The 20044-nt window shown below is 61.3% G+C and carries 21 protein-coding genes; 7 read left to right on the plus strand and 14 right to left on the minus strand.

Features of this window, described 5'->3' with window-relative positions; all coding sequences use genetic code 11:
- Nucleotides 1-41: 41 nt before the first annotated feature.
- From DEJ54_RS20915 to DEJ54_RS20945, 7 genes are read right to left on the minus strand one after another with little or no spacing between them, the layout of a single operon-like run.
- The gene (locus tag DEJ54_RS20915) at nucleotides 42-1088 is read right to left on the minus strand and encodes a low specificity L-threonine aldolase (protein ID WP_113156694.1); all 1047 of its coding nucleotides are present in this window, start codon (nucleotides 1086-1088) and stop codon (nucleotides 42-44) included.
- Nucleotides 1085-1864, minus strand: coding sequence for a creatininase family protein (locus DEJ54_RS20920; protein WP_113156695.1), 780 nt, complete (start codon nucleotides 1862-1864; stop codon nucleotides 1085-1087). The genes DEJ54_RS20915 and DEJ54_RS20920 overlap by 4 nt, the downstream gene beginning before the upstream one ends.
- A complete protein-coding gene (locus DEJ54_RS20925; RefSeq protein ID WP_113156696.1) occupies nucleotides 1861-2868 on the minus strand; it encodes an ABC transporter ATP-binding protein in 1008 nt (335 codons plus the stop codon). The genes DEJ54_RS20920 and DEJ54_RS20925 overlap by 4 nt, the downstream gene beginning before the upstream one ends.
- Nucleotides 2865-3851, minus strand: a complete 987-nt coding sequence (locus tag DEJ54_RS20930; RefSeq protein ID WP_113156697.1) for an ABC transporter ATP-binding protein — start codon at nucleotides 3849-3851, stop codon at nucleotides 2865-2867. Before DEJ54_RS20930 ends, DEJ54_RS20925 begins: the two co-directional genes overlap by 4 nt.
- On the minus strand, nucleotides 3851-4741 hold the full coding sequence (locus tag DEJ54_RS20935) for an ABC transporter permease (RefSeq protein ID WP_113156698.1): 891 nt from the start codon (nucleotides 4739-4741) through the stop codon (nucleotides 3851-3853). Before DEJ54_RS20935 ends, DEJ54_RS20930 begins: the two co-directional genes overlap by 1 nt.
- Nucleotides 4738-5676: an ABC transporter permease gene (locus tag DEJ54_RS20940; protein ID WP_113156699.1), complete on the minus strand. Its 939-nt coding sequence runs from the start codon at nucleotides 5674-5676 to the stop codon at nucleotides 4738-4740. Before DEJ54_RS20940 ends, DEJ54_RS20935 begins: the two co-directional genes overlap by 4 nt.
- Nucleotides 5677-5680: 4 nt before the next feature.
- Nucleotides 5681-7237, minus strand: a complete 1557-nt coding sequence (locus tag DEJ54_RS20945; protein ID WP_113156700.1) for an ABC transporter substrate-binding protein — start codon at nucleotides 7235-7237, stop codon at nucleotides 5681-5683.
- A 320-nt stretch (nucleotides 7238-7557) separates the two neighbouring features.
- Here DEJ54_RS20945 and DEJ54_RS20950 point away from each other — a divergent pair, with 320 nt between their 5' ends.
- The 6 genes from DEJ54_RS20950 (at nucleotide 7558) to DEJ54_RS20975 (ending at nucleotide 13623) form a co-directional block, all read left to right on the plus strand.
- Nucleotides 7558-8349 carry a UTRA domain-containing protein gene (locus DEJ54_RS20950; RefSeq protein ID WP_113156701.1) on the plus strand — a complete coding sequence of 264 codons (792 nt, stop codon included), beginning with the start codon at nucleotides 7558-7560 and terminating at the stop codon, nucleotides 8347-8349.
- 289 nt (nucleotides 8350-8638) lie between these two features.
- A complete protein-coding gene (locus DEJ54_RS20955) occupies nucleotides 8639-9763 on the plus strand; it encodes an extracellular solute-binding protein (protein ID WP_113156702.1) in 1125 nt (374 codons plus the stop codon).
- Between the two features lie 76 nt (nucleotides 9764-9839).
- Nucleotides 9840-10901, plus strand: coding sequence for an ABC transporter ATP-binding protein (locus tag DEJ54_RS20960; RefSeq protein ID WP_245447856.1), 1062 nt, complete (start codon nucleotides 9840-9842; stop codon nucleotides 10899-10901).
- The gene (locus DEJ54_RS20965; protein ID WP_113156704.1) at nucleotides 10894-11775 is read left to right on the plus strand and encodes an ABC transporter permease; all 882 of its coding nucleotides are present in this window, start codon (nucleotides 10894-10896) and stop codon (nucleotides 11773-11775) included. Before DEJ54_RS20960 ends, DEJ54_RS20965 begins: the two co-directional genes overlap by 8 nt.
- Before the next feature lie 41 nt (nucleotides 11776-11816).
- On the plus strand, nucleotides 11817-12620 hold the full coding sequence (locus tag DEJ54_RS20970; protein ID WP_245447857.1) for an ABC transporter permease: 804 nt from the start codon (nucleotides 11817-11819) through the stop codon (nucleotides 12618-12620).
- A 61-nt stretch (nucleotides 12621-12681) separates the two neighbouring features.
- Nucleotides 12682-13623 carry a sugar phosphate isomerase/epimerase gene (locus DEJ54_RS20975; protein ID WP_162742419.1) on the plus strand — a complete coding sequence of 314 codons (942 nt, stop codon included), beginning with the start codon at nucleotides 12682-12684 and terminating at the stop codon, nucleotides 13621-13623.
- 358 nt (nucleotides 13624-13981) lie between these two features.
- Here the strand turns inward: DEJ54_RS20975 and DEJ54_RS20985 are convergent, their stop codons facing one another.
- Nucleotides 13982-14227: a hypothetical protein gene (locus tag DEJ54_RS20985; protein ID WP_162742420.1), complete on the minus strand. Its 246-nt coding sequence runs from the start codon at nucleotides 14225-14227 to the stop codon at nucleotides 13982-13984.
- A gap of 96 nt (nucleotides 14228-14323) precedes the next feature.
- The gene (locus DEJ54_RS23785; protein WP_113156709.1) at nucleotides 14324-14536 is read right to left on the minus strand and encodes a filamentous hemagglutinin N-terminal domain-containing protein; all 213 of its coding nucleotides are present in this window, start codon (nucleotides 14534-14536) and stop codon (nucleotides 14324-14326) included.
- Between the two features lie 370 nt (nucleotides 14537-14906).
- Between DEJ54_RS23785 and DEJ54_RS20995 the strand changes: the two genes are divergently transcribed.
- A complete protein-coding gene (locus DEJ54_RS20995) occupies nucleotides 14907-15170 on the plus strand; it encodes a glycosyltransferase (RefSeq protein WP_162742421.1) in 264 nt (87 codons plus the stop codon).
- A gap of 84 nt (nucleotides 15171-15254) precedes the next feature.
- Here the strand turns inward: DEJ54_RS20995 and DEJ54_RS21000 are convergent, their stop codons facing one another.
- From DEJ54_RS21000 to DEJ54_RS21020, 5 genes are read right to left on the minus strand one after another with little or no spacing between them, the layout of a single operon-like run.
- Nucleotides 15255-16328: an ABC transporter ATP-binding protein gene (locus DEJ54_RS21000; protein ID WP_113156711.1), complete on the minus strand. Its 1074-nt coding sequence runs from the start codon at nucleotides 16326-16328 to the stop codon at nucleotides 15255-15257.
- Nucleotides 16325-17260 carry a carbohydrate kinase family protein gene (locus DEJ54_RS21005; RefSeq protein WP_113156712.1) on the minus strand — a complete coding sequence of 312 codons (936 nt, stop codon included), beginning with the start codon at nucleotides 17258-17260 and terminating at the stop codon, nucleotides 16325-16327. The genes DEJ54_RS21000 and DEJ54_RS21005 overlap by 4 nt, the downstream gene beginning before the upstream one ends.
- Nucleotides 17260-18279, minus strand: a complete 1020-nt coding sequence (locus tag DEJ54_RS21010; protein ID WP_113156713.1) for an SIS domain-containing protein — start codon at nucleotides 18277-18279, stop codon at nucleotides 17260-17262. The genes DEJ54_RS21005 and DEJ54_RS21010 overlap by 1 nt, the downstream gene beginning before the upstream one ends.
- Nucleotides 18276-19121, minus strand: coding sequence for a carbohydrate ABC transporter permease (locus tag DEJ54_RS21015; RefSeq protein WP_113156714.1), 846 nt, complete (start codon nucleotides 19119-19121; stop codon nucleotides 18276-18278). Before DEJ54_RS21015 ends, DEJ54_RS21010 begins: the two co-directional genes overlap by 4 nt.
- Nucleotides 19121-20005, minus strand: coding sequence for a carbohydrate ABC transporter permease (locus DEJ54_RS21020; RefSeq protein WP_113156715.1), 885 nt, complete (start codon nucleotides 20003-20005; stop codon nucleotides 19121-19123). The genes DEJ54_RS21015 and DEJ54_RS21020 overlap by 1 nt, the downstream gene beginning before the upstream one ends.
- Nucleotides 20006-20044: the final 39 nt, after the last annotated feature.

Consider the following 20044-nt stretch of genomic DNA (forward strand, 5'->3'; position numbering starts at 1 on the left):
CGGGGCTCAGGCCCCGCCCAATCACTGCGTGTTCAAGCCGGCTAATCGCGGAGAATGTCAGCGATGGTGGCGGCAATCCTGTCTGGCGGGGTGTTCAGCCAGCTTTCATTCATCTTGAGAACGTAACCGTCGCGCGAGCGTGGCGGCATTTTTGCATTGCGCGCCTGTGCCCGCTTTGCCACTTCCTCGCTTTCAACCGCGCTTTTGATGCGGATGACATTGGTGTCATCGACAAGCCTGTGGGCCTCAACGCCCAGACCGGGCAGGGCGTCCAGCACGGCAGCGCCCGCCACGCGTACAGCTGCCCAGTTCTTCGTCTGTCTGGCCAGCGCGTTGTGGGCGAGAAGCGCTGACGGCCACATCTGAAAGAGACCGCCGCCAAAGCGTCGCCGCTCGTGGTGCTGTCCTTCAAGCGCTGCCGCCGATCCCGCAAGTACGGCCCCGAAAGGCGCATCGAGATATTTGTAGAGCGACAGGTAAATGTAATCGAAGGGCGCGGTGATCTCCGTGAGCTCCCGGTCCGTCCAGGCGGCTTCGATGAAAATTCGCGCCCCGTCGAGGACCAGCGGAATGTTTTCGGCTTTTGCCAGTGCGATGATTTCTGCCAGCGCAACGGAGTCGAACAGGCGGTTGGCGTATCGCCGGCTGGGCGTTTCCACCATCACGCCCACAATGGTGGCCGGCACACGGGCACTGGCCGTGCGCTCGATCTCGGCGCGCAGCTGCTCTGCGGTGAAGCTTGGGCCTTCCGAGGCCAGCGGCACCGTGGTGACGCCGATGCCGTGGGTGAAATTGTCCCCTGCATCGTTGAACACATGGCTGTCGCTCTGCACAACCAGCCGCGGGCCGCGCTTTGCAGCGGCCAGCTCGCGCGCCGCCAGCATGTTTGCCAGCGTGCCCGTCGGATACATGACCGCCGCTTCCTTGCCGAACATCGCAGCGACAGCGTTTTCCAGTTCGGTGACTGGCCCGCCAACGCCATAATAGTCCGGCGCGACATCGCCACTGGCGGTCAGTTGGGCAAGACGCTCTGCCGTTTCCTTGGGTGTCAGCCAGTCGCCGTCATCCGCCAGGTTCAACCGCGTCATGAAGCGTCTCCGGGCCTGCCCACGGCGTCCGGGAAGAGCGCGCGAAGCCCATCGACAACATCGGCAACGCTTGCCTTGAGGCTCGCCTCACCCTTTTCCTTCGTGGCAAGCGTTGCGTCGCCGCGAATGCCTGTGGCCGAATAGTCGACGCCGCTTTCCGGGTCGCCGTTGAAGGTGGTCGGCCAGTAGAAAACGGTCTTGGGCGCATCGAGCTGGTTTCCATAGTCGCAGACAAGCTTGTCCTTGCGGACCCGGCTCTCATCGAGCGCCAGGATCAGCGAAGTCTCATGTTCGTCGCCATGTCCGCCGAGCTTCTGGGTCATCAGATGTTCGGCGTCATGGCCGAGCGCCAGAATGTTGGCCAGCGCGACACGGGTGCCGGTGCGCTCGTAGAATTCGCGCACGGCCACCTGCACCACGGGCGTCGTCGAAACGCCAGTGTTCAGGATCGCCAGATTGCGGAAACCCTGTGCGAGAAAGCCGCTCAGAACATCGTCGATCAGCATGGAGAAGGTTTCAGGGCGGATGTGCTGGCTGCCGGGATAATGGCGGAACGCTGGGTAATATCCAAACGACATGACGGGCGCTGCTAGAATGGGCAGTTGCTCGAGCACACCATCGGTCAGGCCACGGGCGAGCAGATAGTCGGTGCAGAGCGGCAGCGCATGGCCATGCTCCTTGGCTGCTGCGCCAATCGGCACCAGAACCAGCGCATCGCGGTCGCGCCATTCCGCCGCTTCGCTCCAGGTCAGATCTTCAAGCCAACGGCCCTTCATTGCGCTTCTCCTTCAGTCATTCTTTTGTCTTCCAGAGTCTGATGCGGGCTGTCCGCATCCGCTCCGGGAAAGTGGCACGCCACGGCCTGTCCGCCTGCATCGCTGACAAGCGTGGGTATTTCGCTGCGGCATCTGTCCTGAACACGCGGACAGCGCAGGTGAAACGGGCAACCCGGCGGCGGGTTGATGGGGTTTGGAATCTCGCCCGATGGCACGGGAATGCGCCCGCGCCGCCCTGCACCCGCTTCGGGAATGGCGGAGAGCAGCGCCTGCGTATATGGGTGCTGTGGCGACTCGAAGAGCTGCGCCTCGGTGCCGATTTCGACCACCCGGCCCAGATAGAGAACTGCGATGCGGTGGCAAAGGAAGCGCACGACACCGAGATTGTGCGAGATGAAGACGAAGGTCACCCCGGTCTCGCGCTGAATGTCGCGCAGCAGGGTCAGAACCTGCGCCTGTACCGACACGTCGAGCGCCGAAACCGCTTCATCGCAGACGATCAGGCGCGGCTTCACGGCAAGCGCCCGCGCAATGCCGATGCGCTGGCGCTGACCGCCGGAGAAGGCATGCGGATAGCGGTCGGCGCTTTCCGCCGGCAGTCCCACCACCTTCAGAACCTCTGCCACACGGGCGGCGATCTCGGCGCGCTTCATGCCGATATTCACCAGCGGCTCGGCGACGATTTCACCCACCTTCATACGCGGGTTGAGCGACGCATAGGGATCCTGGAAAACAATCTGGATATCGCGGCGGAGCGGCCGCATGGCCCGCTTGCTGAGCCGGGTGATGTCGCGGCCGTCGAAAGTGATTGCGCCGTCGCTCGGGTCTGTCAGCCGCAGGATCATGCGGCCAAGCGTGGACTTGCCGCAGCCGCTTTCGCCCACAATGCCAAGCGTTTCACCCGCCGCCACATCGAGCGAGACGTCGTTCACCGCTGCCAGTTCCTTGTTGCCGACCCGGAAGCGCTTGGAGATGTTCTCCAGTTTCAACAATGGCGCAGTCATGCCAGTGCCTCCAGCTCGTCAATCGCTTCGGTGCGGAAACAGCGGGCAAAATGGGCCGGTCCCGCTTCGTTGAGCGGAGGAACGGACAGGGCGCAGGCCGCCATCGCCATCGGGCAGCGCTCGTGGAAGCGGCAGCCAGCCGGAAAGCGTCCCGCCGCAGGCATGGTGCCTTTGATTATCGGAAGGTCGTCCTGCCGCTGCGACGCCGAAGGGATCGACCGCAGGAGGAGCCGGGAATAGGGGTGCGCGGAGCGGGTGAACAGCGCGTCGCCCTCCGAGCGTTCCACCACCTGTCCGCCATACATCACCACCACGCGGTCGGCGATCTGCGCCACCACACCCATGTCATGGGTGATGAGCATCACGCCCATGCCGAATTCGTCCTTCAGATCCAGAATGAGATTGAGGATCTGCGCCTGAATGGTCACATCCAGCGCCGTTGTCGGTTCGTCTGCGATCAGAAGTTTCGGGCGGCAGGCAAGCGCAATGGCGATCATGATGCGCTGCTTCATGCCGCCGGAGAGCTGGTGCGGATAGTCACGCGCCCGCAGGTCTGGTCCGGGAATGCCGACACGGTCCATCAGCTCCACGGCGCGACGGCGCGCTTCTGCCGGAGGGCAGAAGGCGTGTTCGGTCATGGCCTCGACAATCTGGTCGCCGACCCGTTGCACGGGGTTCAGGCTGGTGCCCGGCTCCTGAAAGATCATCGCCATTTCAGGCCCGCGCAGGGCGCGCAGCTCTTCTTCCGAAAGCGTGGTCAGTTCGGTGCCGGAAAGCGCGATGTTGCCGGAGGTGATTTTGCCGGAATGGCCTAGCAGCCCCATGATCGCCAGCGAGGTTACGGATTTGCCCGAGCCGCTTTCGCCGACAACGCCCACGACCTCACCGGGCATCACATCGAAAGAGACGTCTTTCAGCACTTCGACAGGGCCGCGCAGCGTGTTGAAGGAAACGCTGAGCCCGCTGATATCCAGAAGCTTCATCAACGCCCCCTGCTTTTCGGGTCAAGCACATCGCGCAGGCCATCGCCCAGCAGGTTGAAGCCGATCATGGTTATGCCAAGCGCAACCGAGGCGGAGAGCGCCAGATGCGGATCGGTGCGCAGATTGGGCAGGCCGTCGCGGATCATGCCGCCCCATGTGGGGTAGGGCTCCTGCACGCCGATGCCGAGAAACGACATCGTGGCTTCGGCCATGATGATCATGCCGACGCCGAGAGAGGCGCGAACGATCATCGGGGACACGATGTTGGGCAGGAGATGCCGCCACATGATCCGCCATGTGGGCGTGCCGCAGGCAATGCCGGCCTCGACGAAGGGTTCCTCGCGCAGCGACAGCACAAGGGCGCGCGCCATGCGCGCAATGCCCGGCCACCAGACGAGCGCAAGAGCGACGATTACCGTGAATGTGCCGGGCCCCATGGCCGCCGCCACGATGATGGCGATGATGAGTTCCGGAAATGCGAAGATGATGTCGACGAAGCGCATCAGGACATTGTCGACATGCCCGCGATACCACGCGGCGACCATGCCCAGAAGCGTGCCGAATGTCATGGTGATTGCGAGGACCGAGAGCGCCACCGTCAGCGAGACGCGTGCGCCCATGATAAGCCGGCTGAGCACGTCGCGGCCAAGCGCGTCGGTCCCGAGAAGATGGTCGCCGCCGGGCGGCAGCCATGTCGCCATGATCGACACTTTTGTCGGGTCATGGGGCGTGATCCAGGGAGCGAGAAGCGCAACGATGGCGACAAACGCCACGATGATGCTGCCGATCATCGCATTGCGCGAGCGAAGAAAGCGGATCTGAAAATCGGACAGGCCCCGCCTCGGGGCAGGCGCGTTCAGCGCGTCGGTTTTCGAGGTCTCAGGCGTCATGCGGCGGCCTCGTCGAAACGGATGCGAGGATCGAGCCAGGCATAGATGAGGTCCACGCAGAGATTGATCAGCGAGTAGAAGACCGTGAACAGAAGGACGATGGACATGGTGACCGGGTAGTCGCGCGCAAGCACGCTATCGATGGCGATGCGGCCGAGGCCGGGAATGTTGAAGACCGTTTCCACGACGAACGCACCCGACAGAAGACCACCGAAAATGAGGCCGATGGACGTGACGATGGGCACCATCGTGTTGCCGAGAGCGTGCCGCCAGATGACGCGGTTTTCACGAACGCCCTTGGCGCGCGCAGTGCGCACGAAATCGCGGTCGAGCACTTCGAGCATGTAGGTGCGGGTGAGGCGGGCAATCACTGCCATCGGGCCTACGACCAGAACCGTGACGGGCAGGACGAGCTGTGCGGGCGAGCCCCAGCCGGCGACCGGCAGCAGCGCCAGTTTGAGCGAAAGCATCCAGACCAGAAGCGCGGCCAGCGCGAATGAGGGAATGGAGATGAAGGTGACGAGCAGCAGGATGATGCCGGTGTCGGCCCAGCTTCCCGCACGCACGGCGGCAAACACGCCGAAGAACAGGCCCAGCGGCACGGCGATGAAAAGCGCGGAAAGCGCCAGAAGCGGCGTGATCGTCATGCCATCGCGGATAACATCGATCACCGTCGATCCCACATAGCGGTAGGAGAGGCCGAACGTGCCGTTCAGCACGTCGCCGATATAGGCGAGGAACTGGACCGGCAATGGCCGATCCAGTCCGTAATCTGCGCGCAGGCGCGCTTCCAGCGCGGCATCTCCGGCATGGTCGGACAGCATGACCATGATGGGGTCGCCGGGAACGGCCCTGACCGCAAAGAATGTAACGATCAGAGCCACGGCCCAGACCAGCGTCAGCCCCAGCAGACGCCGCGTTGCGTAATGCAGCATCAACCTATTCCGCGATGGTTACATCCGCGAACGGCACCAGGCCGAAGGGCTGGATGGCGACACCGGAAACGCCGTCGCGCACCGTCGCCATCAGGGTGGAGACCGGAAGCGGGCAGGTGCCCCAGTCGTCCATCAGCATGCCTTCGGCTTCATGGTAGATCGCGTAGCGTTCCTTGTTGTCCGCCGTCATCGATGCCTTGTCGATCAGCGCGTCGAACTCGGCATTCTTCCAGCCACGGTTATAGGGGCTGTCGGAGTACCAGAGCTGCGACAGGAAATAGAGGCCGTCGGGATAACCCGCGCTCCAGCCCCATGCGAAGAAGGGCGTCTGCCCGGAATTGATCGACTTCAGATGCGTGCCGCGCTCCACCAGCTCGACATCCACTGGCATGTTCAAAACTTCCTGAAGCTGGCTTGCGAAATAGAGGTGCTGGTTCTTGTTGGGCTCGGTCGTGCTCAGCTTGACCGGCGGCAGGCCCTCGCCATTCGGATAGCCGGCCTCGGCGAGAAGCGCCTTGGCCTTTTCCGGGTCGTATTCGATCTTGGGCAGGTCCGGATTGTAGCCGGCGACACCTTCCGTCACCTGGCCGTAGAGCGGCTTGGCTGCCCCGCTGTAAAGGCCGGCGATCATCGCGTCCTGATCGAGCGAGCGGCAGACGGCCTCGCGCACCCGCTTGTCCTTGAAGGGCTCGTAAAGATCGGAATTCATGGCGAGGTAGCGAACCTGCGCGCGCGCCGCCGTGATGGCGCGCTCCTTCAACTCGGGATTGCCCAGCACGCGGCGCATGCTCGGTCCGTCCACGACCATCACGTCCAGATCGCCGGTCTCGAACATGGCCATGGCTGTTTCCGGCGAGGGGATCACCACGAATTCGACGCCATCGATGGCAGGCGCGCCACCCCAGTAATCGGCATGGGCCGCCAGCTCGACCTTCTGGCCGCGGCTCCAGTTTTCGAATTTGAATGCGCCCGTTCCGGCGGAAACCTTGTTGTACCATTCAGGGCCTGCCTCTTCGACAATGCCGCTGTCGAACAGGTAGATCGGATAGATCGGAAACAGCACGTCGGGTCGCGTAAAGGCTACTTCAACCGTGTAATCGTCCACCACGGTGACGCCGGAAAGCGTGTCGGCGCTTCCATCCTTCATGGCGTCTGCGCCGACCACGACATCCAGATAGGGTGCGTTGAGGCCCGCCTTGTTGCCGGGGCGCAGAAGCTCTTCAAAGGAGAACTTCACATCTTCCGCCGTGAACTCACGGCCGGAGTGGAATTTCACGCCTTCACGCAGCTTGAAGCGGAAGCCGAGATTGCCTTCCAGCGGTTCCCAGCTTTCCGCCAGCGCGGGGATCACCTGTCCGTCCGCATCGATGGCGGTGATGCTTTCATACATGTTCGAGATCACCTGACCGGCGATCAGCTCCGAATAGGTAATCGGGTCAATCATGGACGGATCGGCTGCGATGTTGACGCGCAGATCGGCCGCCATGGCGCTGCCGGATCCGGCCAGAATGGCGGTGGCCAGCGCCGTCGCGCCGAGTGCTTTCTTCAGATCGATAGGCATGTACTCACTCCCCTCATTCAAGCTGCCCGATATGTTCAGGCAAAGAGATATCGCCGGCAGAGCCGGTTCGGTCTGCCGCAAATTCCTGTTCATCCAGTTGAGCGTCGTCGCTGCCTGGCGGCCGCCGTTTCGGCAGCCTGCCTTTAGAGCAACAATGTCGAGCCGGTATCGCCCCTCACCGTTTCCGACAACGTCCTCTGATCCTGTCTCCGGTTTGACGTTAGACTCGAAACGCGGTTTTCGCAATATGCATATGCATTATTGCGAAAGGGCGCTCTCGCACCCTCGACAAGGCCGGAAGGGGGAACTAAGGCTGGGGCATGGGCAAGCTCGAAAACACGCCGACAAAGCGAGCGAAGAATGGCGCGGGACGACGCGTCACGCTGCATGAGAAGATCCAGACGGATCTGGAAACCCGCATCCTTTCAGGACAGTGGCACACAGGCTATCGCATCCCGACCGAGAAGGAGTTGAGCGAGCACTACGCCTGTTCGCGCATCACCGTTTCCAAGGTGCTCATGCTTCTGGCGCAGAAGGGGCTGATCGAGACGCGCAAGCGCGCCGGCAGTTTCGTCCGGCGTCCCATGGCGCATTCGATTATCCTGCAGATCCTCGACCCGGCCAGCGTTGCCGAGCAGATGGGACAGCCCTATCGCTATGAGTTCATCGACCAGGTGGAGCGCGAGGCAGATGCGGATGATTGCACGCATCTGCGCACCCAGCAGGACGACCGCGACAATGTGCTCGCCGTCCGCTGCCGGCACCATATCGGGGACCGGATCTATTGCTACGAAGAGCGTCTGATCAATCTGGACCTGTTGCCAGAAGCCCGGTCCGTGGATTTTGAGACCACACCGCCCGGCGACTGGCTGATCGACCATCTGCCGTGGCGTTCGGGCGATGTGGAAATCGGTTCTGCGCTTGTCGACGAGACGCTGTCAGACCGGCTCGCGCTCGCCCCCGGCGCTGCGGTCATGAACATCGAACGCGTGATCCACGCCAATGGCGCGGCGGTGTCCTATGGCATGGCCTGGTACGCCGGCGACATGACCAGACTCAAGGCGCAGTACGACACCGCTCCGCTCACTCTGGCTGGATCACCGGCGTCGTAAGCTGTTTACCTTCAACGTGATCGACACCTTTCGCCGCTTGAGCCAGACACCCGGGAAGTTCCGGTTCGGTGCGATCAAAAGACAGGGGTGGGCCGCTCCTGTCCCGCTTCCCTGTAGAACCTGAAGGAAATAAGCGGATCCTGCCCAGTTTGACTGTCAGCGACACGATCATTGACAGCAAAATTCATCGAACCGTCATCAAAGAATCACGCATCCGTCGTCGAAATCGGAGATGGGGAGCCGGCTATACAAACCTGCTGGTACACGGATAACAACGGAGTTCCCCCAAATGCTTTCTCGCCCCTTGAGCCGCAGAGCGATCCTGCGCGGCGCTTCTTCGGCCGCGCTCGCTGCCCCCTTCATCGCCCGTGGCTCCTGGGCCCGCGCAAGCTCGGGAGAGCTGCGTCTCGCCGCCTGGGCTGGATATATTTCTCCGGAAATGCTGGACGCATTCGAAAAGGCGACGGGCATCAAGACGACCTACACCCCCTACGGCACCAATGAGGAAATCCTCAGCATGATGCGCGTCAACCAGGGCTCCGGTTTTGACGCGATCTGGCCCGCGCTCGATCGGGTGCCGAACTACGTCGAGGATGGCCTGATCCAGCCTATCGATGAAAGTCGAGTGGAGTGGGACCGCTGCATCGACAGCGCCATCAAGAGTTCCGAAACCCTTGGCGCGGTTGTTGATGGCAAGCGGTATCAGGTCCCCACCGACTGGGGCACCGAAGCGCTGACGTTCGACACCGAAAAGCTGCCGCTGGAATATGGCTCTGCATCCTATGCCGACCTTTGGCAGCCGGAGTTGGCCGGCAAAGTTACCGTGCGGGGGCATTCCGCCCTGGTCGGTCTCGCACTGTGGCTGGAGCGGGAAGGAAAGCTGCCGCGTCCCTTCCTCGACAGCTTCAAGGACGCCGACGCGATGCGGGCGAACTACGACGTGATCCTCGCCGAGGCCATCGCACGCAAGGCTACGATCGCCCAGTTCTGGAGCAACCAGAACGAAGCCCAGGGTGCATTCCGCACGAATGGCTGCATTCTGGGCCAGACGTGGGACTCGACCGCCGCAGGCCTCAAGGACGAGGGGCTGCCAATCTCCTATCTCGCACCGCGCGAAGGCGCTCTGTCGTGGATGGAGGGCATCTCGCTCCCGCTCGGCTCTGAGAATGTCGAACAGGCCTACGCCTTTATCAACTGGATGCTGACCCCTGAAGCCGGTGCAATGTACGCCAGCCATGCCCGGGTCAACACCACGGCCAAGGGTGCCGATGCCTTCCTGCCGCAGGAAATGAAGACCTTCTTCCAGAATGCCTACCCCGAAGATGCAATCGACAATCTCTGGTGGTGGCCGGTTCAGGAGAACTGGTTCGTTGAAATCCGGGGCGAGTACCAGGACAAGTTCCTCAGTGCCTGACATGCCAATCGTTGAAAAGTTGGACACTTCGGGCACCCTGCCCGGGGTGTCCACTCCAGCAGCAAGCGCCGTCAGCATGCAGAATGTCGAAATGCGGTTCGGCGGCACCCATGCCGTCAAACCGCTGTCGCTCGATGTCCAGCAGGGTGAGTTCTTCTCGATCTTGGGCCCGTCCGGTTGCGGCAAGACGACATTGCTGCGGCTGATCTCCGGCATTCTCAAGCCGACGGCCGGACGAATATTCATCAATGGCAACGACATGGCTGGTGTCCCGCAAAACATGCGCGAGACAGCGATGATATTCCAGTCGCTTGCGCTTTTCCCGTTCATGACGGTCTGGGAAAACATCGCTTTCGGCCTGGAAGCACGGGGTATCGGAAAGAAGGAACGCCGACGCAGGGCACAGGAGCTTCTCGACCTGATTGCCTTGCCGGATCATGGTGAACGCCTGCCAGGTGAACTGTCCGGTGGTCAGCGTCAACGGGTCGCCATCGCGCGGGCCCTTGCCATTCAGCCCAAAGTGCTTCTGCTCGATGAACCTCTGTCGGCCCTTGATCTGAAGCTGCGCCAGCATATGCGGGCAGAACTACGCTCTCTGCAGAAGAGCACGGGCGTTACCTTCTTCTACATCACCCACGATCAGTCCGAGGCGCTGGCCATGTCGGACCGCGTCGCCGTCATGAACGCCGGAACGCTACAGCAGGTCGGTACCCCGCACGAACTTTACAGCCGACCGAAAACACAGTTCGTCGCCCAGTTTGTAGGAGAGGCGAATGTGCTCTCGGGTCGCGTTTCGCAAATAGAAAGAGGGACTGCTGTTCTCGAATGCCCCGAAGGGTCGTTTGCAGGATGCAGTACGCCCGGTCTGCGCAAGGGCGATCAGGCCCGGCTTTACGTGCGTCCAGAGGCAATCCACATCGGCGGCGGCGTCCGCGATAACGGTCTAACGCTGACCATCGAGCGGTATGACTTCGAGGGCGCATTTGCAACGGCCCATGCCGTGTTGGCCAGCAACCTTTCACGGCGCCCTGTCTCTCTGACAATTTCCCAGCAAAGCCTGTCAGCCGCGCCTGCGCCCGGGAGTTCCTTCCGTGCCGGTTTTTCTGCGCATGATGCGATCATTCTGCCCAATGAGTGAGATCTTCCAGCGCTTCGGCATAACATTGGGTGGCATCTTTCTGGCCCTCGTCCTGCTCTGGCTGGCTGGGCTGGTGCTTGTTCCCGGTATCTACATGGTCAACGCTTCCCTGACCCCGCGTCTGCCACCGGCCCTGCGAGGCGGACCGGAAGATGTGTACGTTCTGGACAACTTCGCCTACCTCCTGAACCATCCGAACCATGGCTGGATCTTCTTCAAGACGATCTGGTCCAGTGCGCTGGTGACCTTCACAACGCTTCTGCTTTGCTACCCCATCGCCTACTGGCTCGCGCATGTGGCCCGGCAATGGCAGATGCGGTTGATGCTGGTGCTGATGCTGGTCCCATATCTGATGAACGAGGTTCTCCGCGGGCTGGCCTGGTACATCATCCTCGCCTTTTCCGGTCCGCTGAATGCTGCCCTGATGTGGCTAGGATTGCTTGATGAGCCGCAGCGCTGGTATGGCGATGGCGGCGTCGTGGCCGGTATGGCCTACGCCTACATCCTGTTCATGCTCTTTCCGATCTACAACGCCATTTGCACACTGGACCGGGATCAGATCAACGCCGCGCGCAATCTGGGCTCGTCCACCTGGCGCATCCACTGGCGGATCGTTCTGCCTCACGCCAAGGTCGGCATCGCAACCGGCTGTGTCTTCGTTTTCATGATGGCCGCCGGCAGCTATGTGGCTCCCGCACTGCTGGGCGCTCCGGGCAGCCGCTGGTTCACCCAGCTCGTCTACGAGTGGTTCTTTGAAATCGGCAACTGGAACCGCGGAGCTGCCTATGGCGTGGCGCTGATGGCAATGTGTCTGACAGTGGTTCTCGGGCTTCTGGCTTTGTTCCGCGTGAACCTGACGAGCGCAATCAAATGACAAATGACGTGACAGTCTCGCCCATACATGCGCAGACGGGAGTGCTCAGGCGTATTCTCACACGGCTTGGCCAAGTAGCATCGCGCCTCTATCTCCTCGCCTTTGCCGGGTTCCTGCTTGGCCCGCTCCTGATTCTCGGGGGTGCCGCCTTCAACGACAGTAACTTTCCGACAGTGAGCCCCTGGCAGGGAGCCACCCTGAAATGGCTTCAGGCGCTCTTTCATGACGGAGAAATCGGCGATGCCCTGATCAGTTCCGGAATCATTGCTGGCGGCGTCATACTGGTTTCGCTGCCGATTGGCATCGCCTCCGCACTGGTTCTCAACAGTCTGCACGGGCGTGCGCGCGGTTTCATCTACGGCCTGATGGTGTCGCCGATGCTCATTCCGGGAATCGTGATCGGGATCTCCACACTCCTGTTCTGGCGACAGATTGGTGTGAACGGGGGATACTTCCTGACCATTCTGGCGCAGGCAAGCTTCATCAGCTCCTTCGTCATGCTGATGATCGCTGCCCAGTTACAGCGGTTCGACCGAACTATGGAAGATGCGGCCCTCGGTCTGGGTGCGTCGCGCCTGATGGTGTTGCGCCGTATCCTGCTTCCGTATTTGCGCCCTGCCATACTGGCTGCCTGTTGCCTCGCCTTCCTGCAGTCCTTCGAGAATTACAACACCACGCTGTTCGTCCGGGGAACGGAAACACCGCTTACGGTTTTCATCGCGACGAAAGTCCGCACGGGGCTGACACCCGTGATCAACGCCCTTGGACTGGTCATGATGCTGGCGGCTCTTCTCGGCGCGGTCCTGTGGGAGCTCAAGCGCATAAAGACCTTCGCGCGCGCATAAGGGGCGGGAGACGCCACGTCCGCTACGCGATACCTCACATCCTGAAAGCAGGGGCTCTAAATTGGAAAAACATCAATTCAATGTCGGCATGTCGAGCCGCACGCGTGACGGCGACCTTTCTGATCTGGGTAAGGAGCTGGACGAGCTTCAGGAACTGGGCGTGGACTTCGTCGAACTATCTGCGTTTGATTTCGACCTGATTGTCGGCGGCAGGATCCGCCGATCGCAAATGAAGACCTTGCTTGATATCTGCGGCGGCCGTGATCTCCCTTATTCAGTGCATGGACCGCTTGCGTTGAACTTCATGGACACGCCCGATCGTCTGCCGTTGCATTTTCAGTTGCTTGAAGCCTCACTCGACATCGCCGCCGAGCTGGGGGCTAAGCACTATGTTCTTCATGCCGGGATGACCATGGAGAGCACTCCAACGCTCTGGCAGAACGCCTATGACCGGCAAAGAGAGTGGCTCTTCCGCGCCGGAGATCTGGCTCGGGAGCGTGATCTGCATATCTGTGTTGAAACGCTGTATGAACATGACGAGTGGAAGCACACGCCGCGCCCCAGCCAGCTCGCCGCCGAACTGGAGGCAATTGCACACCCGAATATCTGCGCCACGCTTGATTTCGGACACAGCTATCTCAAGCTCGACGCAGAAAATCGCAGATCCGATCTCGTCAGCGAGTGCGCGACCCTCGCGCCTCAGACGCGTCATCTGCATCTCCACGACTGTTTCGGGCGACAGGAGGGCATGTGGACCTATACCTTTAGCGAACAACTCGCGCTTGGGCTGGGGGACCTGCATCTGCCTATCGGTTGGGGAGACATCCCTTGGGCAGAACTGATGACACAGTGCGTATACCCAAAGGACGCAATGTTCGTGATTGAACTCAACCCCCGCTACTTCCATGCGGCGAGGGAATGCCTGGCAAGGGCCAGGTCTCTGGCAACCCTCGCGAGTTCGCGAATACAAGAGATAGCGGATACTCCCGATCAAGCGGCCTGATGCGATCCGGACAGAGCTTGCCACGTTCCTGACAGGTCAGGAATGTCTTCCGGGTTTCCCGGTTTTGGAAACGCCATGGCAACATGTGCAGGCGGCCGTTGATGCCGCTTTTGACAAGACAATCGGGTCCTGCTGCTTTTGTTCCAAAGGACAGCAGGCATCGAGCCAAGGGCCGGATATCAGGCGGCGACCGTCTCGAACGGTTCCTTGGGCGGAAGGGCCGGGTTGTAGGCGAAGCGGCCTTGGCTCTTGCGGATACGGATCGTGCACCGCTCGGGACGGGACATCTGCAGCAGAACGCCGGACCTGCAAATGGCCGCTGCGTGGAATGGTAAGGCGATCAGGAGGTTCAGAGAGTTCAGCACCTGCGCGTTGACGCTATAATCACTCTGCCGCCAGCGGTGAGGAATATCCGGCCGCCGAACGTTGATACGCCGGTTGCCTTGACGACATTGTCAGTGTTGCCGGCCAATGCGTAGACATTGCCGCCATTGGCGCGAATCTCGGCATTGGCGGCTGCAATGGTGCCGGAGTTGACAGCTTCTGTGTCAGGGCCGCCGAGCGCCACCGACAAAAGCCCGTCCGCACCCGCGACGTCCTTCAACAGGACCTCGTAGCCGGCAGCAAGCCCGGCGGTGCCATTCGGCGCTTCCAGTCTGCCGCTGTTTTCGACCCGTCGGGCGATCAGGGCGATATCAAACTACTGCGAACGGATCGTGCCGGCATTCACCACTTCCGCCTCGCTTGTGCCGGATAAGGTCAGGCTGCCGTCGTTGAGGAAATCCGCATCCGTGACGTCATGCGTGGAGGCGACGAACGAGCCGCCCGTTGCGACCATGCCGCCGTTGCCCACGACGACGCCTGGCGGATTGATAAGGAAAACACTGCCGTTCGCGGTGACGTTACCGTCGATCCGGCGGAGAAATCACTCCAGTTAATGATGCCGGATTCAGTCGTCTGGCTTATATCCATACGCGAACCGCTTGCCGATATTGTCCCATTGTCGGCAGTGAAATCTCCACCTGAAGGTAGAGCATCACCGGCAATAGCAACGGTGGGAACAAGCGCCGTGGTCAACAATTGGTATGCCGTCAGCGCACAGGTGTAGTGAGCGCCCCTGCTTGAGTCCCCAGTTTTCGTCCGAGCGTCCGGGCCCCAGATACCAGTCATGCCGAATTCGCTCTCAATACACACTGGTTGTATTTCGGAAACCACCTACCAATTCTGATCATTTCTTACGGATTAGAACGACGAATGATCGGACCAATACCGAGTGTTCTCCCATGATCGCTCTGGAGAGCTGGGCCTCGGGTGTGCCTTGTATCGTGGGGCCGGCTGGTGATGTGTATTCCGGCGTGTCTTCGCGCCTGGCTGAATTTCTGGTCGAGCCGCGCGTAGATGATCCCTCTGCAATCAGTGATCGAATTGATCTGGTTTTGGCGCACCGCGATGAAATCTCCGAGCTTCTGGGCAGAAGCCGTGAGGCCTATCAACGGATGTTCAGGGAGAAGCGCGAACAGCTTCTCAGGGCATTATATGAGCAGTGATCGGGAACGTTTGAAGAGAGGTGTGTTCCCGCATCCTGCCGCCGTGGTGGAAATGGCTGTTTCCTGAGCCATAAAACGACACGATCACCCGACCCTGCGCCCGTCCGCATCGAAGATGTGCAGCGCATCCGGCGCGACCTTCAGAGGTAGGAGCGCGCCCGTCGGCGTTTCGAGAGCGGGGGGCAGGGTTGCGACCACCTTGTGTTCGCCAAGCAAGCCGGAGACAACCACTTCCGGGCCTGTCATCTCTGCAATTTCGGTGCGTGGCGCGAGGGTGGCCTCCTCGGCATTTTCCGCCATATGAAGCGCTTCAGGGCGAATGCCGATGATAATGGGCTGGTTTTCTTCCAGAAGGCCGGAAGATGTTGCGGGAAGATCGAAGGCGGTGTCCGTGCCTTCCACAATTGCCCTGTTCCCGGCAACACGGGCAGGAAGCATGTTCATGGGCGGTGAGCCGACGAACTCGGCGACATATCTGGTCGCGGGCGTGTTGTAGATTTCCGCCGGAGTTCCGAACTGCTCGACACGGCCGTTGCGCATCAGGGCAACCTTGGTTGCGAGCGTCATGGCTTCGATCTGGTCATGGGTGACATAGACCACCGTGGTCTTGAGCATGGCGTGCAGCCGCTTCAATTCGGCGCGCATTTCCATGCGCAACTTGGCGTCCAGATTGGAAAGCGGTTCATCGAACAGGAAGACTTTCGGCTTGCGGACAAGCGCGCGCCCGATCGCGACACGCTGGCGCTGACCACCGGAAAGCTGACCGGGTTTCCGGTCCAGCAGGTTTTCGATCTTGAGCAGGCGCGCGGCCTCCTGAACGGCGGCGGCGCGCTCTTCTTTCGCCACACCGCGCATTTCCAGACCGAACCCGATATTGCGCGCGACGGTCAGGTTTGGATAAAGCGCATAGGACTGGAACACCATCGCGATGTCGCGGTTCTTTGGCGCAACGCCCAGAACCGAGCGGTCCTCGATGCGTATGTCGCCGGCAGTCGGATCGGCAAGTCCCGCAATCATGTTGAGCAGGGTGGATTTGCCGCAGCCCGAAGCGCCGAGAAGCACAAGGAAATCACCGCTCTCCAGGCTGATGTCAATGCCCTTCAGGGTCTCCACACTGCCGTAATTCTTGCGGATGTCGACGATTTCGAGTTCGCTCATGGCGAAGTCTCCCTCAAGGCTGTTTCAAGCTGAAAATCATAATGGCGGGGGGCGGTGGAGATCGCCTGCGAAGCGATTGCCACACCAGTTGCGAGGCAGTGCTCCAGCGGCGCGTGCTGTGCGCAGGCGGCCAGAAAACCTGCATTGAAGACATCACCCGCACCGATGGTGTCGATCACCTCAACGCTGGGGGCTGGAACCCTCACGATCCCGTCTTCGGCGCTGAGGCCGAGCGCGCCCAGTGGCCCGAGCTTCACGATCAGCGTCGCGTCGGGCTTCATCATGGCTTTCACGTTGCGCGCGGCATCGTGTTGCCCAGATTTGCCCGAGAGGCTGGCGACCTCGTTTTCGCTGGACAGGATATAGTCGCAGGCACCCAGCCACTGGCGGGCTCTCGCACGGTTTTCCGCAGTCCAGCCGCCCACCGGCCAGCCCGTGTCGAGCGCGACCTGAATGCCGTTTTTCTGCGCGATCTCGAAGAAATGTGCGTAGTCGTCGGTGAGGCAGTTGGTAAGAAAAGAGCCACAAAGGAGAGCGATCCCGCCCTTGAGCGCCTTCATGTCGAGGCTTGCCAGCACGTCCTGTATGGACATGTGGGGCAGGTGCCCGTGTGTGGTGAAGAAGGTGCGCTCATTGTTGGGATGCGTGATGCCGACTGAAAGTGTCGTGCTGCCCTCGCATGTGGGCCAGTCTTTGCCCAACTGGCCGAATGACTTGCGAAGCCAGTCACCATAGTCGTCGGAACCGACGGTTGCGGATATCTGGTGCGGGATCTTGAGCGCCTGCCAGGCGAGACTCGTGTTGCCTGCCGACCCGCCGACCCGAAATTCATCATGGTCGACGAGGATTTCGGTGCCGGCCTGAGGCCATGCGGGCGCGGGGCCAAGGATGAGGTCGACATTCACATTGCCGATGACTGCAAGCGGCAACATTACTCGCTCCTTGTGATCTTCGAAGAGCGAACGGGTGTTCCAGCGTCGCTGACCCGGGCGACTGCGAATTCGAGCATGAATGTCTGGGCGAGCGGCAGCAGCGCGAAGATCGCTGCGAGCCCGGAATGGGCTCCGGCCGACAGCACTGTGACGCCGGAATGCCGGAGAGGGGCTGAAGACGCATCGAACAGGATGACAGGCGAGCCTGCCTCGGCAGCAGAGCGCGCCATGCGATCAACAAGCGAAGCAGTGGCGTCTTCGGTCTTGAAGAGTACGACGCCAACATCGGGGCCAAGCATTTCCATGGGACCATGGCGCAATTGCCCGCCTTCGAGAGCGAAGCAGGGCAGGCGGGAGAGTTCCGTCAGCCCCAGCGCGAGCGCTTCGGCTGCGCCCTGCAGCGTGCGACCGGAAACAACGATGGACTGCACCTGATCGAAGGCATTCACGAGCGCTGAAACGGGCGCGGCTTGCGGTGATTGCAGGACGTTCTGGGCTGCCGAGACAACAACGCCCATCGCATCGAGAACGGCCATGTGCATGGCCAGCGTGACCGTCAGGCTGCGGGTGGCCGCGAAGGCGGTTTCCACGCCTCCGGCTCCGACCATGGAAGGCGCATGTGCGGCAAGCGTGGAGTTCTCTGCAAGGGTGAGGCCGAACACATCGCTGTCGCAGGCAGGGCTTTCTTCGAGCCAGCGGAGTATTTCCGCACTCTCACCCGATTGCGAGGCAAGCAGGATGGTGCGCCCGGCGATTGGCAGCGGCTGGCCGAGCTGTTCCGATAGCGGAAGCGACAGCGCCTCGATGCCCGCCTCCCGGTAAAGCGGTTCGACCATTCTGGCCACGGCGTGCGATGCGCCCATGCCAAGCATCAACAGCTTTCCGGTCTTCTTGAGCGAAGCGGCGATGTGTATTGCCATGCTGTGGTTTGCCGTGAATGTGGCGCGGGCGTCCGGGTGTTGTCGCGCCATTTCGGCATCGATGGCGAGAGCGCCCTGTGGGCGTGGCTGCCTGTTCATCCCTTCACGCCCCCGCTGGTGAGGCCGGAAATGAGCGCCCGCTGAAGAAGCGCACCGATAAGGACCGGCGGCAGGGCCGCGAGTACGCCGGCGGTGGCGATCAACCCGTAATCGGAGACACGTCCGCCCGCCAGATCCGCGATGGCGACCGTCAGGGTCTTGGCGCGCAGATCGGATGTGAAGAGCAGTGCATAGAAGAACTCGTCCCATGCCAGAAGGAATGCGAACAGCGCGGAAGTGGCGATGACGGGCGTCGCGAGCGGCAGAGTGATGATGCGCAGCGTCTGAAACAGGTTTGCGCCATCCATCATGGCGGCCGCCTCAAGCTCGCGCGGGATGCCATCGAAGCCGGATTTGAGAAGCCAGGTCGTGAATGGTGCAAGGATCGAGAGATAGACGAGCGCCAGACCGAACACCGAATTGAGAAGCTGCAGTTTCGCAAGCCCCATGAAGAGGGGGACAGACAGCGCGACGGGCGGCAGCATGTAGGTGAGGATGACCATGGAAAGCGACCAGCCGACGGCTGGCGTACGCGACACGGCCCATGCGGCGGGAACGGAAACCGCCAGCGCCACAAGGGTGGCCATGGTGGCGACTTTCAGACTGTTGAACAGGGAGGCGACGAAGGCCGCGCCGGCGCTGTTTTCAACGGTGGAAAGAAGAAACTGATAGCGCGACCAGTCGAAGGTTTCCGGCCACCACTGCAATGGCTTTGCAGTGAGCTGCGTGGCAGGCGATACGCTCATGATCATGAGCCAGAACAAGGGCGCGAGGATGACGGCGGCGAGCAGAAGCGCGGTCGCATAGATGAAGAGCGTGAAGGGCAGGCTGCGGTGTTCCATTATGACGAACTCCCTGCCGCTTTGCGGATCAACATGGTGTAGACGCCTGCCAGAACGGTGACGAGGAGCGCGATGATCAGCGCCAGTGAGGCGCCTGAGCCCGCGCGCTGGAACGAGAAGGCTTCCTGATAGACGAGAATGGACAGGGTGCGCGTGCTGTTTGCCGGTCCACCGCGCGTCATGACCCAGATGATGTCAAACACCTTGAAGGCCTCGATGGTGCGCAGCACGAGCGCGACCATGAGCGGTCCGACCAGATAGGGCAGCGTCACATGGCGAAACCGGGAGAAGGGACCTGCGCCATCAACCAGCGAGGCGGAGGTGATCTCGCGCGGCACCATCTGAAGTGCGGCAAGGGCGATCAGTGCAACGAGCGGGAAATTCTTCCAGGCATCGGCGATGATGAGCGCGGTCAGAGCGGAGGCCGGTTGCCCGAGCCAGGACTGGTAGTCGGTGGTAAGCCCGAGCTGGGTAACCAGCGCGTTCAATGCGCCATATTGCGGATTGTAGATCAGACGCCACAGCGTGGCGTTCACCACCGTCGGCAGCGCCCAGGGCAGGATGAGCAGCGCGCGCAGCAGTGTGCGGCCATAGAAGGCCTGGTTCAGCAGGAGCGCGGTCAGCACGCCGAGCACCATTTCAAGCGTCACTGAAACGACGGCGAAAATGGTGGTCGTGGAGAGCGTGTCGAGAAACCGGCTGCTTGAGAGCATCCGGGCGTAATTGTCCAACCCCACCCAGTCACCGCCAGTGCCCACGAGCCGGGCATCGGTGAAGGACAGGCGCAGCGTATCGAGAAGCGGCCAACCGACAATAGCGGTCATGACTACCAGCAGCGGCAGCATCATAAGCCACGCGCGCATGGTCAGGCGGGTGCCAGACACGGTGCACCTCCAGCGTTCGAGATATTCAGATACATGAAA

This window comes from Nitratireductor sp. OM-1 (assembly GCF_003296175.1).
GTDB lineage: Bacteria > Pseudomonadota > Alphaproteobacteria > Rhizobiales > Rhizobiaceae > Nitratireductor > Nitratireductor aquimarinus.